This window comes from Streptomyces sp. NPDC031121 (assembly GCF_055570615.1).
Map to the genome: position 1 here is coordinate 20,759 of NZ_JBVIGV010000008.1, position 14,434 is coordinate 35,192.

11 protein-coding genes are annotated in these 14,434 nt (G+C 73.8%); 2 read left to right on the forward strand and 9 right to left on the reverse strand.

Annotation, left to right across the window (positions count from 1 at the left end; genetic code table 11):
* Positions 1-58 precede the first annotated feature (58 nt).
* From pstS to mshD, 4 genes are all read right to left on the reverse strand, one after another.
* The gene (gene pstS / locus ACZ462_RS16100) at positions 59-1,195 is read right to left on the reverse strand and encodes a phosphate ABC transporter substrate-binding protein PstS (RefSeq protein ID WP_467807864.1); all 1,137 of its coding nucleotides are present in this window, start codon (positions 1,193-1,195) and stop codon (positions 59-61) included.
* A 277-nt stretch (positions 1,196-1,472) separates the two neighbouring features.
* Positions 1,473-2,450 carry a CHAD domain-containing protein gene (locus tag ACZ462_RS16105; protein WP_467807863.1) on the reverse strand — a complete coding sequence of 326 codons (978 nt, stop codon included), beginning with the start codon at positions 2,448-2,450 and terminating at the stop codon, positions 1,473-1,475.
* On the reverse strand, positions 2,431-4,704 hold the full coding sequence (locus tag ACZ462_RS16110; RefSeq protein WP_467807861.1) for an RNA degradosome polyphosphate kinase: 2,274 nt from the start codon (positions 4,702-4,704) through the stop codon (positions 2,431-2,433). Before ACZ462_RS16110 ends, ACZ462_RS16105 begins: the two co-directional genes overlap by 20 nt.
* Before the next feature lie 251 nt (positions 4,705-4,955).
* Positions 4,956-5,888, reverse strand: coding sequence for a mycothiol synthase (gene mshD, locus ACZ462_RS16115; protein WP_467807860.1), 933 nt, complete (start codon positions 5,886-5,888; stop codon positions 4,956-4,958).
* A 202-nt stretch (positions 5,889-6,090) separates the two neighbouring features.
* Between mshD and ACZ462_RS16120 the strand changes: the two genes are divergently transcribed.
* Positions 6,091-7,896, forward strand: coding sequence for a bifunctional metallophosphatase/5'-nucleotidase (locus ACZ462_RS16120; RefSeq protein WP_467807858.1), 1,806 nt, complete (start codon positions 6,091-6,093; stop codon positions 7,894-7,896).
* 202 nt (positions 7,897-8,098) lie between these two features.
* Here the strand turns inward: ACZ462_RS16120 and ACZ462_RS16125 are convergent, their stop codons facing one another.
* From ACZ462_RS16125 to ACZ462_RS16145, 5 genes are all read right to left on the reverse strand, one after another.
* The gene (locus tag ACZ462_RS16125; RefSeq protein ID WP_467807857.1) at positions 8,099-9,562 is read right to left on the reverse strand and encodes an ATP-binding protein; all 1,464 of its coding nucleotides are present in this window, start codon (positions 9,560-9,562) and stop codon (positions 8,099-8,101) included.
* Complete coding sequence (locus ACZ462_RS16130) at positions 9,559-10,311, reverse strand: response regulator transcription factor (protein ID WP_467807856.1); 753 nt, start codon at positions 10,309-10,311, stop codon at positions 9,559-9,561. Before ACZ462_RS16130 ends, ACZ462_RS16125 begins: the two co-directional genes overlap by 4 nt.
* Before the next feature lie 262 nt (positions 10,312-10,573).
* Positions 10,574-11,770: a S1C family serine protease gene (locus ACZ462_RS16135; protein ID WP_467807855.1), complete on the reverse strand. Its 1,197-nt coding sequence runs from the start codon at positions 11,768-11,770 to the stop codon at positions 10,574-10,576.
* 85 nt (positions 11,771-11,855) lie between these two features.
* Entirely contained in the window at positions 11,856-12,878 is a 1,023-nt protein-coding gene (locus tag ACZ462_RS16140) for a LacI family DNA-binding transcriptional regulator (RefSeq protein WP_467807854.1), read from the reverse strand.
* Between the two features lie 90 nt (positions 12,879-12,968).
* Complete coding sequence (locus ACZ462_RS16145; RefSeq protein ID WP_467807852.1) at positions 12,969-13,706, reverse strand: response regulator transcription factor; 738 nt, start codon at positions 13,704-13,706, stop codon at positions 12,969-12,971.
* A 471-nt stretch (positions 13,707-14,177) separates the two neighbouring features.
* On the opposite strand from ACZ462_RS16145, the gene ACZ462_RS16150 reads away from it, so the two are divergent.
* Complete coding sequence (locus ACZ462_RS16150) at positions 14,178-14,432, forward strand: MoaD/ThiS family protein (RefSeq protein ID WP_467807851.1); 255 nt, start codon at positions 14,178-14,180, stop codon at positions 14,430-14,432.
* Positions 14,433-14,434 lie beyond the last annotated feature (2 nt).

Here is a 14,434-nt window from a genome sequence, read left to right on the forward strand (position 1 = left end):
CCTCGGGCCCGGGCCGGCCTGTGGTGCGGGCCGGCCCGGTGCTCCGGGGCTCGGGGGGTCAGGACAGCGAGTTGACGACCTCGCGGACCTTGCTGTTGATCTCGGCGGGGATCGGGGCGTAGCCGTGCTCGGAGAGGAGCTTCTGGCCGGCGTCGGAGGCGGTGTAGCCGAGGAAGGACTTCACGGTCGGCAGGGTCTCGGCCTTGTTGCCCTTGTCGCAGACGACCTCGTAGGTCACCAGGACGATCGGGTAGGCGCCCTCGGCCTTGGTGGTGTAGTCGAGCTTGAGGGCGAGGTCGGAGCCGGTGCCGACGACCTTGGCGGCGGCGATGGCCTTGGAGGCGCTGTCGGCGGAGGCCTTGACCGGGGCGGCGGCGCCGGTGTTCAGGTCGACCGTCTTGATGTTCTGGGAGGTGGCGTAGGACAGCTCGAAGTAGCCGATGGCGCCGTCGACCTGCTTGACCTGGGTGGCGACGCCGGAGGAGCCGGAGGCGCCGAGGCCGCCGGGGGCGGGCCACTTCTTGGCGGCGTCGTAGGTCCAGGCGTCGGGGGCGGCGGCCTTCAGGTACTTGCCGAGGTTCTCGGTGGTGCCGGAGTCCTCGGAGCGGTGGAAGTGCTGGATCGCCGTGGACGGCAGGGCGACGCCGGGGTTCAGCTTCTTGATCGCCTCGTCGTCCCACTTCTTGATCTTGTCGTTGAAGATGTTGGCGATCGTGGGGGCGTCGAGGACGAGCTTGTCGACGCCGGAGAGGTTGTAGCCGATGGCGACCGGGCCGCCGACCATCGGCAGGTTGATCGCCTGGCCGCCCGTGCAGACCTTCTTGGACTCCTCGACCTGCTCCGGCTTGAGCGCCGAGTCGGAGCCGGCGAAGCCGACGCTGCCCTGGTTGAAGGCGACGATGCCCTCGCCGGAGGAGGACGACTTGTAGTTGACCTCCACGCCGGAGCAGGCGGCCATGTAGTTCTTGACCCACAGGTCCATCGCGTTCTTCTGGGCGGAGGAGCCGGACGCGAGCAGCTTGCCCTGCGCACCGTCGCACTTGATGTCGCCCGCGGCGGCCGACGGCTTGCCGCTGGCGTTCCCGCCGGTGCCCGTGTTGTCGTCCGAGCCGCACGCCGTGAGGACCAGGGCGCCGGACACGACAAGCGCGCCGAGGGCGGAGGCACGAAGCATGTTCTTGCGCTGAAGCTTCACTTTCGGGTGTTCCTTCCAGAAGCCGCCGGCCGCTTTCGGTATCGGGGCGGCGTGCGAAGAGGACTACGTCTGTGGGCAGGGGGCCGCTGGATTCGGCCAGCGGCGCGCTGGGCGCACTACCGAAATTAGGCAGATCAGGTGAAGCCATCAACGGGAGGGAATGAACGGGAGGTGAACCTCGCCGAACGGCCGGGTGCGGAGCCTGCGCCACGGCGTGCGGCAGCTTCCGCGGCGCGGCGCATCTGGCCGGAAATCGACCCTCCGCCGCCGGCGGCGGTCAGGCGGGGGCCGGGGCGGGGTGCCAGACGCCGTGGAAGGCACGGCGGGCTGCCTCCGCCTCGTGGCGCTGGTCGGCGTGCAGGACCCCCAGGGCGTACGCCGTCGCCGGGGCGATGCGCGGGGTGCGGGCGGCGGCCGCCGAGGCGGCCGCCGCCGCCGCGGCGTCCCCGTGGCGGGCGAGGGCTCCGCCCGCCTCGGCCAGCCGGGCCACGTCCTCGCCCAGCGCCTCGCGCGCGTAGCGGTGGACGCGCAGCAGGCGGCGCACCTCCTGCCAGGAGCCGTCGTGTCCGGCGTCGTACGGCGGTGCCTGCGCGGCCGGCGGCAGGGCGGCGACGGCCGCGGCGAGCCGGGCCCGGGGCACCTCGGCCAGCGGGAGGAGGACGTCCGCGGCGCGTCCCCGGGCGGCGACCGGGTCCAGCGGCACCTCGGAGGCCAGGACGGCGACCGCGTCCGCGACGGCGTGGAACCGGGACGAGCCCATCGCCTGCAGGGCCGCCGCATGGGCGCGGGTCCGGGCCGGCGCCAGCTGCCGCTCCAGCAGCGCGGCCGCCCGCGCCGGGCCCGCGGCGAGGCCGCCCGCGCCGGCGCCGGGCCGCTCGGCGGCGGAGCCGGAGAGCCGTTGCAGGGCGTCCAGGAGCCGGATCGGCAGGGCGGCGGACGCGTGCTCGTCGGCCAGCACCGAGGACAGCCAGGCCAGCTCGCCGCGCAGGCCGTCCGCCCACGCGGTGTCGGTGGCCGGGCGGAAGGTGGCCAGGGATCCGGCGATCCGGCGCGCGGCCCCCCGCAGGCCGCGCGCCGCCTCGGCGGCGCCGGCCGCGGAGGCTCCGCCCGCGGTGGCGGATCCCGCGGCTTCGGCGTGCAGGCGCAGGGCGCGCAGGAAGCCGGTGGCCTGGGCCCGCAGGTACGCGCCGAGCACGTCGCCCGCGCGGGCCCCGCTGCCGTGGCAGGCCGTCGGGTCAGGGTTTGGCAGAGCCACGCCGGCGCCTCCGGGCGTCTATGAGCATCTCCTGGACGTGCCGCAGCGGCTGGCCCTCGGGGTCGGTGCTGTGCCGGGTCCACTCGCCGTCCGGGCCGAGGTGCCAGGAGGAGGTGGAGTCGGACATGCCGGTCTCCAGCAGCCGGTCCAGGGCGGAGCGGTGCGCGGGGTCGGCGACGCGGACCAGCGCCTCGATGCGGCGGTCGAGGTTGCGGTGCATCATGTCGGCGCTGCCGATCCACACCTCGGGTTCGCCGCCGTTGCCGAAGGCGAAGACCCGGGAGTGCTCCAGGAAGCGGCCGAGGACGGAGCGGACCCGGATGTTCTCCGAGAGCCCCTCGACGCCGGGGCGGACGGCGCAGATGCCGCGGACCCAGATGTCGACGGGGACCCCGGCCCGGGAGGCCCGGTAGAGGGCGTCGATGAGGGCCTCGTCGACGATGGAGTTCACCTTGATCCGCACGTACGCGGGCCGGCCGGCCCGGTGGTGTGCGGTCTCCTTGTCGATGCGGGAGATCAGCCCGTCGCGCAGGGAGCGGGGGGCGACGAGGAGCCGGCGGTAGGTCTCGCGGCGGGAGTAGCCGGAGAGCCGGTTGAAGAGGTCGGAGAGGTCCGCGCCGACCTGCGGGTCTGCGGTGAGCAGGCCGAGGTCCTCGTACAGGCGGGCCGTCTTGGGGTGGTAGTTGCCGGTGCCGACGTGCGAGTAGCGGCGCAGGGTCTCGCCCTCCTGGCGGACGACGAGCGAGAGCTTGCAGTGGGTCTTCAGGCCGACGAGGCCGTAGACGACGTGGCAGCCGGCCTCCTCCAGCTTCCGCGCCCACTTGATGTTGGCCTGCTCGTCGAAGCGGGCCTTGATCTCGACGAGGACGAGGACCTGCTTGCCGGACTCGGCCGCGTCGATCAGGGCGTCGACGATGGGCGAGTCGCCGGAGGTGCGGTACAGCGTCTGCTTGATGGCGAGGACGTCGGGGTCCGCGGCCGCCTGCTCCAGGAAGGCCTGGACGGAGGTGGAGAAGGAGTCGTACGGGTGGTGCAGCAGGACGTCCCGCTCGCGCAGCGCGGCGAAGATGTCCGGCGCGGACGCGGACTCCACCTCGGAGAGGTCCCGGTGGGTGCCGGCGACGAACTTGCGGTACTTCAGCTCGGGCCGGTCCAGGGAGGCGATCCCGAAGAGGCCGGTCAGGTCCAGCGGGCCGGGCAGCGGGTAGACCTCGGCGGCGGAGATGTTCAGCTCCTGCACGAGGAGGTCCAGCACGCCGGGGTCGATGGACTCCTCGACCTCCAGGCGGACGGGCGGGCCGAAGCGGCGCCGCATGAGCTCCTTCTCCAGGGCCTGGAGCAGGTTCTCCGCGTCGTCCTCCTCGACCTCCAGGTCCTCGTTGCGGGTGACGCGGAACATGTGGTGCGCGAGCACCTCCATGCCGGGGAACAGCTCCTCCAGGTGCGCGGCGATGACGTCCTCCAGCGGGACGTAGCGCTGCGGGGAGGCCTCCAGGAAGCGGGGCAGCAGCGGCGGCACCTTGACGCGGGCGAAGTGCCGGTGCCCGCTGACGGGGTTGCGGACGACGACGGCCAGGTTCAGCGACAGGCCCGAGATGTACGGGAACGGGTGCGCGGGGTCCACGGCCAGCGGGGTCAGCACGGGGAAGATCTGGTTGCGGAACAGGGTGAAGAGGCGGGCCTGCTCCTTCTCGGCGAGGTCCGGCCACCGGATGAGGTGGATGCCCTCCTCGGCGAGCTGGGGGGCGACGTCGTGCTGGAAGCAGGCCGCGTGCCGGGCCATGAGCTCGCGCGAGCGCGTCCAGATCAGGTCGAGGACCTCGCGGGGCTGGAGGCCGGAGGCGGACCGGGTGGCGACGCCGGTGGCGATGCGGCGCTTGAGGCCGGCGACGCGGACCATGAAGAACTCGTCGAGGTTTCCGGCGAAGATGGCCAGGAAGTTCGCCCGCTCCAGCAGCGGGGTCGCCGGGTCCTCGGCCAGCTCCAGGACCCGCTCGTTGAAGGCCAGCCAGCTGCGCTCCCGGTCGAGGAACCGGTCGGCGGGCAGCTCGCCGCCGTCCTTCTCCTCGTAGGAGTCGAGGTCGCCGTCGATGTCGGGGCCGAGATCGGGTTCGAGTCCGGCGCGCGGGCGGTGCGCGGCGATGGAGCCGAGCCGCGCGGGCACGGCGGGCGGCCCTGCGGGTGCCGCGGCGGACGGGTGCGACGGGTGCTGGGCGGGGACCTCGGTGGGGCCTGCGCCGGGCTGGTGGCTCATGACTCCATTCTTCCGCGCGCACGCCAGGTCAGGCGCGTCGGAGGGGGGCGGTGTGGACCGGAGTCGGGACTGCATGCGGGGAGGTTCGCAAGCGTGTCTTAAGTACCGGTGAACGGGGCATGGCGGCCGGGGTCCGCAGGGGTGTGCGTACGCCGGATTCGCTCCGGAATGCACCCGTCCGGAGCACCGGGCGGACCCGGGGCCCCGGACGGAGGCGGTGCGGCGGTGCGGCGGCGCCGTGCGGGCCGCGCTCAGCTCTCGGTGCGGTACATGAGGTCGACCTCGTGCGTGCTGAAGCCGAGGCCCTCGTACACGGCGAGGGCCGCCGGGTTGTCGGCATCGACGTACAGCATCGCGGCGGGCAGGCCGGCGGCGGCGAGGTGGTGCAGGCCGATCGCGGTCAGTGCCTTGCCGAGCCCGCCGCCCTGGGCGCCGGGCAGCACGCCGACGACGTACACCTCGCCGAGCTGCTCGGCGGCGTGGACCTTCGTCCAGTGGAAGCCGACGAGCTCCCCCTCGCGTTCGGCGAGGAAGAAGCCCTCCGGGTCGAACCACGGCTGGGCGATGCGGTCGTCGAGGTCGCGCTGGGTGAGCGAGCCCTGCTCGGGGTGGTGGGCGAAGGCGGCGGCGTTCGCCGCGAGCCAGGCGGCGTCGTCCTTGCCGGGGACGAAGGTGCGGACGGTGACCCCGGCGGGCAGGACCGGCTCGGGCAGCGGCGGCGAGCCGGCGCCGAGCGGGCGGCGCAGCTGGCGCAGCTCGCGGAAGAGGGTCAGGCCGAGGACCTGGGCGAGGTGCCGCGCAGCCGACTTGCCCCCGTGTGCCCACACCCGGATGCGTTTGCCCGACGCGGCGAGGAGGGCCTGGCCCAGCGCCCGGCCGTGGCCGCGGCCGCGGAGCGCGGGGTGGACGACGAGTTCGGCGGCGGGCGCCTCCACCGGGTCGGTGTCCTCGAGTTGGCCGTAGGCGGCGAGCCGCCCCTTCTCGGTGAGCAGGAAGTGGCGGATGCCCTCGCGGGGTCCGCCGCGCAGCTGGAGCCGGCCCTGCTCGGAGACGGCGGTGGTGCCGTCCGTGAGGGCCGCGTCCTCGATGAGGCCGACCACGGCGTCGGCCTGCTCTGCCGTCAGTTCGTCGAGGGTCTCGATCCGGCGACCCGGTTCCAGGGCCGCTGCTGCGTCGTCAGTCATGCTCCGAGCGTACGGCGGCGGGGGCCGCCGGCGCTGGCGCGCCGGCGGGGGCGGCGCGGGGTCGTGGCCGGTATCCGCCGTCCGGGGCGGCGCGGGCGTGTGTGACGAGCGAGATACCGCCCACCCCTGTTGGTGCTACGCGCGTTGACCTTAGGCTGCGCCCCGACCTCCCAAGATTCGCCGCTGTTCATAAGGGGACGAAATGTCAGCGACGCCACAACGGCACCGGCGCAACCGCCGCTTGACCCTCACCGCCGTGGCCGTCACGGCCGCTTCCGGCGCCATGGTCGCCGCCGCCCTGCCGGCCGGCGCCGCCGGTGCGGCCAAGGACCGCACCGTCGACGTGCAGCTGCTGTCGTTCAACGACTTCCACGGCACGCTGGAGGCCCCGCAGGGCTCCTCGGGCACCGTGACCGAGCGTCAGGCCGACGGCACGACCAAGGCCGTCCCGGCCGGCGGTGTCGAGTACCTGGCGACCAGCCTGCGCGAGGCCCGCAAGGGCCACAAGTACTCCGTCACCGCGGCGGCGGGCGACATGATCGGCGGCAGCCCGATGCTGTCCGGCCTCTTCCACGACGAGCCGACCATCGAGGCGCTCAACAAGCTCGACCTGGACGTCACCAGCGTCGGCAACCACGAGTTCGACGAGGGCCGCGCCGAGCTGCGCCGCATGGTGTACGGCGGCTGCCACCCGGACGAGGGCTGCTACGAGATGGGCAAGGAGTTCACCGGCTCCGAGTTCCCGTACCTCGCGGCGAACGTGACGGACGAGAAGACCAAGCGTCCGATGATGTCCCCCACCTTCGTGTGGAAGAAGGGGGACGTGAAGATCGGCTTCATCGGCGTCACCCTGGAGGGCACGCCGGACGTCGTGACGGCCGAGGGCGTCAAGGGCCTGAAGTTCCAGGACGAGGTCGAGACGATCAACAAGTACGCGGCCGAGCTGAACAAGCAGGGCGTGAAGTCGATCGTCGCGCTGATCCACGAGGGCGGCCTGCCCGCGAGCGGCGCCTACAACTACGACTGCAACGTGCCGGGCGCCGGCGCCGGGATCTCCGGTGCGATCGTCGACATCGCGAAGAACGTGGACGCGAAGGTCGACGCGCTGGTCACGGGCCACACGCACCAGGCGTACGCCTGCAACATCCCGGACCCGGCGGGCAACCCGCGCACGGTCACCTCGGCGGCGTCGCTCGGCCGGCTGTTCACCGAGACCACGCTGAAGTACGACCTCAAGACCAAGGACATCGTCCGCACGGCCGTCTCCTCGCCGGTGCCGGTCAACAAGGTCGTCACCCGGGACGTCGCCAAGGCCCCGGACATGACCGAGCTGATCACCCGCTGGCAGACCCTCGCCGCCCCGATCGCGAACCGCCCGATGGGCTACATCGCGGGCGACATCCCGGGCCGCGGCCTGGACGCGCCGGAGAAGCCGCTCGGCGACCTGATCGCGGACGCGCAGCTGGAGGCCACGGCCGCCGCGGACAAGGGCGGCGCGCAGCTGGCCCTGATGAACCCGGGCGGCATCCGCTCGGACCTGGCGTTCAAGGCCGCGGGCGAGGAGGGCGACGGCGTCGTCACCTACGGCGAGTCCTACACGGTCCAGCCGTTCAACAACATGCTGAACGTGGTGGACCTGACCGGCGCGCAGCTGATCACCGCGCTCCAGCAGCAGGTCAGCGGCCCGCTCAACGGGGCCAACCCGAAGATCCTCCAGGTCTCGAAGGGCTTCACGTACACCCTGGACATGACGAAGTCGGGCGCCGACCGGATCGTCGTGGACTCGGTGAGGCTGAACGGTGAGCCGCTCGACCCGGCGAAGACCTACCGCGTCGTGATGAACGAGTTCCTCGCGGGCGGCGGCGACGGCTTCGGCGTGCTGAAGGAGCACAAGAACAGGCTGGTCGGCGTCTCCGACCTGGACGCCTTCAACGCCTACCTGGCGAAGTCGTCGGCGGCGAGCCCGATCGCCCCGCCGGCGGCGAACCGCATCACCGTCGTGAAGTAGGGCGCGCGGGCGCCGGGGGCGTCCGCCGCACCGCACGCCCGAGGGGGCGGCGGGCCATCCGGCCCGCCGCCCCCTCGCGGCCTTTCCGCCGCCCGTCCGACTGCCGGGCGCAGAACGGGGGTTCGCACCGGGGCGGCGGCTGCCGGCGGGTGGTGGATGCGGCTGCCGTACGGGGTGAACCCGCGCCCCCGGCCCGGTGGGATCACTGATCCGGCACGACTGGCGGACGGCCCGCCGCCTGCGGGGCCGCCGCCGGAGGAGGGGTCGGCGCACCGGGGATGCGCAGCACCGCCTCCGTGCCGGGCCCGCCGTCCGCCGGGGGCCGCAGCTGCGCGGTGCCGCCGGCGCGCTGCGCCGTCCGCGCCACGATGGACAGGCCCAGCCCGCTGCCGGGCAGCGCCCGCGCGGACGGCGAGCGCCAGAACCGGTCGAAGACGTGCGGGAGGTCCTCCGGCGGGATGCCGGGCCCGTGGTCCCGTACGGTCAGCGCGCCCGCCCGCAGCGACACCTCCACGCGGCCGCCCGGCGGGCTGAACTTCACCGCGTTGTCCAGCAGGTTCACCACCGCCCGCTCCAGGGCGGCCGCCTCCCCGCGCACGTACCAGGACTCCAGGGCGGCCTCGAAGTGCAGCTCGGGGCCCCGCAGCCGGGCCCGGGCCAGGGCGCTGCCCGCCACCTCGTGCAGGGCCACCACCTCCAGCCGGGCCGGGGGGCCCGCGTCCGTCCGGGACAGCTCCTGGAGGTCGCCGATCAGTGCGGCCAGCTCGGCGGTCTGCGCCTTCACCGAGGCGAGCAGCTCGCGGCGGTCCTCGGCGGGGATGGCGCGGCCGGTCTCCTCGCTGCGCGCCAGCAGTTCGACGTTGGTCCGCAGCGAGGTCAGCGGGGTGCGCAGTTCGTGGCCGGCGTCGGCGATCAGGCGGGACTGGCGCTCCCGGGAGGAGGCGAGCGCCGCCGTCATGGAGTTGAACGACCGCGACAGGCGGGCGATCTCGTCCTCGCCCTCGTCGGGGATCCGCACGGTCAGGTCCTCGGTGCGGGCGATGTGCTCGACGGCCCCCGTCAGCTCGTCGACGGGGCGCAGCCCGGTCCGGGCCACCCACAGCCCGGCCGCTCCGGCGCCGACGACACCGATCCCGGACACCAGCACCAGGACCCATGTCAGGGTGGACAGCGGCTTGTCGATGTCGGCGAGCGGTTTCGCGATCGAGATGGCGAACACCTTGGTGTCGGGGCCCGCCTGCGCCTGGAGGGTGTAGACGCGCATCCGGTGGCCGTCGGCGGTGACCGCGTCGTGCAGGACGTTCGGCCGGCGGGCGGCGGCGACCTCCCGGTCGGCCTGCGTGACGGGCAGGTCGGTGCGGCCGGCGACCCAGCAGTGCGCGCCGCTCGCCAGGACGATCTGCACGGTCGCGTTGAGGTTCCCGGCGATGTCCTGGGAGGGGCGGGCGGGTCCGGTCGCGCAGATGCCGCCGTCGAGGATCCGCACGACCTCCCGCGAGGGGTTGGTCGCCATCAGCGAACGGTCGAGCTGCTCGCGCAGCTGCGTGCGCACCATCACCCACGACACGGCGGCGACGGCGGCGACGGCCACCGCCACGGCGACCGCGACGAGCAGCGCGAGCCGCGAGCGCAGCGGCAGCCGGCGGAACCGGGAGGCGGGGCTCACTCCGTTCCCCCTCCGTCTCCCGATCCGGGGGCGCGCAGCACGTAGCCGACTCCGCGCACGGTGTGGACGAGGCGGGGCTCCCCGCCCGCCTCGGTCTTGCGGCGCAGGTACATCACGTACACGTCCAGGGAGTTGGAGCTCGGTTCGAAGTCGAAGCCCCACACGGTCTTGAGGATCTGCTCGCGGGTCAGGACCTGCCGGGGGTGGTTGAGGAACATCTCCAGCAGCGTGAACTCGGTGCGGGTCAGCTCCACGGGCCGGCCGGCCCGGGTGACCTCGCGGGTGGCGGGGTCCATGCGCAGGTCCTCGAAGGACAGGGCGTCCCCGGACGGGGCCGCGCTGCCCGCGCCGTTCGCGGCCGCGTACGCGCTGCGCCTCAGCAGGGCGCGGACCCGGGCGAACAGCTCGTCCAGCTCGAACGGCTTGACGAGGTAGTCGTCGGCGCCCGCGTCGAGGCCGGTGACCCGGTCGCCGACGGTGTCGCGGGCGGTCAGCATCAGGATCGGGGTGGTGTTCCCGGCGGCGCGCAGCCGGCGGGCGGCGGTCAGGCCGTCCATGCGGGGCATCTGGATGTCCAGGACGATCAGGTCGGGGGTGCAGGCGGCCGCCTTGTCGAGGGCGTCGAGGCCGTCGACGGCGGTCTGCGCGGTGTAGCCCTCGAAGGCGAGGCTGCGGCGCAGGGCCTCCCGCACGGCCGGCTCGTCGTCGACGACGAGGATGCGCTGCGGTTCGCCTTCGGCGGGAATCATCTCGTGGCCCCCAGGGGTGGTCGGCGGGTCGGTGGCCCCGGCGGTCGCGGCCGCGGCGCTACCAGCCTCGCACGGGGGCCGCAGGGCGGCGGGGGCCACGGCTAGTGCTGTGACCGGGAAGGCTCACCGGGTCACGGCGCCCGGCACGGCGCCTCGCCGCGTTGTCGGACCGAGCACGTACGCCCAGTACGCGCCGCGGCCCTCCGCCTTGCGATGCACCGCACCGGACACCGCGACCCGGCAAACCTTCCCGGCCACAGCACTAGAAGGCGGTGCCGGAGCCTCCCGCGGTGCCGCTGCCGCCCTGGCGCAGGGAGGGCAGGTCGGCCTTGATCGTGTTGACGGGGATCGCGAAGCCGAGGCCGACGCTGCCGGCGGCGGAGCTGTCGCTCGCCGGCGAGTAGATCGCCGACGGCATGCCGACGATCGCGCCGTTCATGTCGACGAGGGCGCCGCCGGAGTTGCCGGGGTTGAGGGAGGCGTCCGTCTGGATGGCCTTGTACGAGGTCGTGTTCGTGCCGGTGTTCCCGTTGAACTGGCGGCCGTCGAAGGAGAACGGCCAGCCGCCGTCACCGCGCTGCTGCCGCTGCGGGGCCTGTTCGGACTTCGGGACGTTCACCTCGCGGTTCAGGGCGGAGACGATGCCGCTGGTGACGGTGCCGGTCAGGCGGTCGGGGGAGCCGATGGCGACCACCTCGTCGCCGACCTTGAGGCCGTCGGAGTTGCCGAGCCGGGCCGGCTTCAGGCCGGTCGCGCCCTCGATCCTGATCAGGGCGAGGTCCTTGTCGGGGTCGGTGCCGACGGTCTTCGCGGCGAGCTTCCTGCCGTTGCTGAGGGTGACCTGGATCTCTGAGGCGCCGCTGATGACGTGGTTGTTGGTGACGACCTCGCCGTCCGCGCTGATGATCACCCCGGAGCCGGTGCCCTGCCCGGAGCCGGTGCGCGTGTCGATCCGCACGACGGACGGGCCGACCTGCTCGGCGACGCCGGCGACCGTGCCGCTGGTGGACTGCGAGACGTTCGTGCCGGGGAAGCCGGTGCCGGGCAGCCCGGCCCGCTCGGCGAGCAGCTGCTGCACGCCCGCGGTGGTGGCCCCGCCGACGACCGCCGCGGCGAGCGCCACGGCCGCCAGCAGCACCGCGGGCCGCCTGGCGCGGGGCGCGCGGGCCGGGTCGGCCGGGCCGTCCGCTCCGGGATCCGGCAGCGCGTCGGCGGCGTACGGGGCCGGAGGGACGGGAGGGGTCGGCGGTGCGGGAGGGGCGTACCCGGGCGGGGCGTACGCGGGGGCGGCGGGCGGGACCGTCTCGCCGCGGATGACCGGGGGCCGGTGCGCTTCGTACCAGCCGGGCGCCGGCTCGGCGGCCCCGCCGGGCGGCGCGTAGGCCCCGTCGAGGGGCGCGCTCGGGTACGGGCGGTTCTCCTGCGGGTACTCGCCTTCGCGGCGGAAGCTGTCGGTCATGGCACCGACTCTCCCCGCGGATCATGAGAGCTTCCTGAGTTCCGGCTGAGAAGCCCGACAGAACCTTGTATGCCCGATATAAGCGTCAGGAGCAGCCGCAGGAGCGGCGGACGACCAGCGCGGACGGGAACTGCTTCAGCCGCTCCCGCCGCGAGCCCGCGACCCGCAGCCCGTCGTCGAGGACGAGGTCGACGGCGGCCCGTGCCATCGCCGGGCGGTCCGAGGCGACCGTGGTCAGCGGCGGATCGGTGAGCGCCGCCTCCTTCACGTCGTCGAAGCCGGCCACGGCCAGCTCGCCGGGCACGTCGATGCGCAGCTCGCGGGCGGCGCGCAGCACGCCGATCGCCTGGTCGTCGGTGGCGCAGAAGATCGCCGGCGGCCGGTTCGGGCCGGAGAGGACCTCCAGAGCGACCCGGTAGGCGTCGTAGCGGTTGTACGGGGCCTCGAAGAGGCGGCCCTCGACGGACCGGCCGGACTCGAGCATGGCCCGGCGCCAGCCCTCGACGTGGTCGGCGACCGGGTCGCCCACCGACGGGGTGTTCTCGATGCCGCCGATGCAGGCGACGTACGCGTGCCCGTGCTCCAGGAGGTGGCGGGTGGCGAGCTGGGCGCCGCCGATGTCGTCGGTGACGACCGCGACGTCGTCGATGGCCTCGGGCCGCTCGTGCAGCAGCACGACCCGCGCGTCCCACGCCTCGATCTCGGAGGCGGCCCGCTCGCTCATGCCCTGGCTGACGAGGATCAGCCCGGAGACCCGCATGCCGAGGAAGGCCCGCAGGTAGTGGACCTCCCGCTCGTCCCGGTAGTCCGAGTTCCCGACGAGCACCATCTTTCCGCGCTCGGCGGCGGCCTGCTCGACCGCGTGAGCCATCTCCGCGAAGAACGGCTGGCGCGCGTCGGGGACGATCATGCCTATGAGGTCGGTGCGCCGCGACGCCATCGCCTGGGCGACCCGGTCCGGGCGGTAGCCCAGCTCCTTGATCGCGGCGAGGACACGCTCGCGCGTGGCCGGGGCGACCGGCCGGGGTCCGTTGTTGATGACGTAGCTCACGACGGCGGTTGAAGTACCCGCAAGTCGCGCCACGTCATCCCGCGTCACCTTGGCCACGCCCGGGAGTCTACGCGGGGTGACCTACCTCTGGGCAGGCCGTCCTGCGGACCGGTCGGTCACAGGAGGTTCCTCCATACGGGGAGGGCCTCACCGGGCCTCCGCCGGAAGCGGCGCGGCGGTCTGCGCCGCGGCCTCCGCGGCGGCCCGTTCGGCCTTCTCCGGCGTGACGAACCGGTACCCGACGTTGCGGACGGTGCCGATCAGCGACTCGTGCTCGGGACCGAGTTTCGCACGCAGCCGCCGTACGTGCACGTCCACCGTCCGGGTGCCTCCGAAGTAGTCGTACCCCCACACCTCCTGGAGGAGCTGGGCGCGGGTGAAGACGCGGCCCGGGTGCTGCGCCAGGTACTTCAGCAGCTCGAACTCCTTGAAGGTGAGGTCCAGGACCCGGCCCTTCAGCTTCGCGGAGTAGGTGGCCTCGTCGACCGACAGGTCGCCGTTGCGGATCTCCATGGGGGAGTCGTCGGAGCCGAGCTGCGCGCGGCCGGTGGCCAGCCGCAGCCGCGCCTCGACCTCGGCGGGGCCGGCGGTGTCGAGGAGGACGTCGTCGATGCCCCAGTCGGCGGTGACGGCCGCGAGGCCGCCCTCGGTGACGACGAGGATCAGCGGGCAGCCGGGCCCGGTGGAGCGCAGCAGCTGGCACAGCGAGCGGACCTGCGGGAGGTCGCGGCGGCCGTCGACGAGGATGACGTCGGCCCCCGGGGTGTCGACCAGGGCGGGCCCCTCGGCCGGGGCGACGCGCACGTTGTGCAGCAGCAGGCCCAGGGCCGGCAGCACCTCGGTGGACGGCTGGAGGGCGTTCGTCAGCAGCAGGAGGGAGCTCATGCCCGACCCCCTGCCCGGGTCGGTCGGTGGTGCACGGTTCGCTGGTCCGTCACGTCGGTTCCTCCTCGGTCCCGTCGAGGACTTTCGCGGTACTGCTTCGTACGTGGTGCGCGGTGTGCGTGCGGCGGCCGCCCGGGCTGCGCGCCCCGGGGCCCGCACGGGTGCCACTGTTCCCGGCCCGTTCAACGTGCCGAAAGCACAAAAGGACCCGGGGGCTGCATTGCCCGGATCCTTCGCCAGCAGAATAGCCCACCGTCGGGCGGCGGGCAGAGGCTTCGCCGACTCCGCTTCTGTGGTCCGTGCCACCCTGCGGAACCAGCCTATGCCCCGGTTTCGGCGGTTCGGGGGACGTATGGCACGGCCGGCGGGGGCCGCCGGTGCGCGCGCGGGGCGCGCGCGGGCGCGCCGGAGCAGCGGGCGGGAGGGGCCATCATGGAGGCCGACGGTAGACAGCCGACGATAGGAGCTGCAGTGGCAACCGGAACCATCCGCTACTGGGCGGCGGCCAAGGCCGCGTCCGGGACGGCGGAGGAGCCGTACTCGGCGCGGACACTGGCCGAGGCGCTCGACGCAGTGCGCGAACGGCATCCCGGGGAGCTGCCCCGGGTGCTGCTGCGCTGCTCCTTCCTCGTGAACGACGAGCCGGTGGGCAAGCGCCCGCACGACGCCGTCCTGCTGACCGAGGGGGGCACCGTCGAGGTGCTCCCGCCGTTCGCGGGCGGGTGAGC

What these genes read in the sequence shown, in the direction of transcription:
- ACZ462_RS16110 (WP_467807861.1), bottom strand. Translation starts at nt 4,704, where the DNA reads ATGAGCCACCAGCCCGGCGCAGGCCCCACCGAGGTCCCCGCCCAGCAC.
- mshD (WP_467807860.1), bottom strand. Translation starts at nt 5,888, where the DNA reads ATGACTGACGACGCAGCAGCGGCCCTGGAACCGGGTCGCCGGATCGAG.
- ACZ462_RS16120 (WP_467807858.1), top strand. Translation starts at nt 6,091, where the DNA reads ATGTCAGCGACGCCACAACGGCACCGGCGCAACCGCCGCTTGACCCTC.
- ACZ462_RS16130 (WP_467807856.1), bottom strand. Translation starts at nt 10,311, where the DNA reads ATGATTCCCGCCGAAGGCGAACCGCAGCGCATCCTCGTCGTCGACGAC.
- ACZ462_RS16135 (WP_467807855.1), bottom strand. Translation starts at nt 11,770, where the DNA reads ATGACCGACAGCTTCCGCCGCGAAGGCGAGTACCCGCAGGAGAACCGC.
- ACZ462_RS16145 (WP_467807852.1), bottom strand. Translation starts at nt 13,706, where the DNA reads ATGAGCTCCCTCCTGCTGCTGACGAACGCCCTCCAGCCGTCCACCGAG.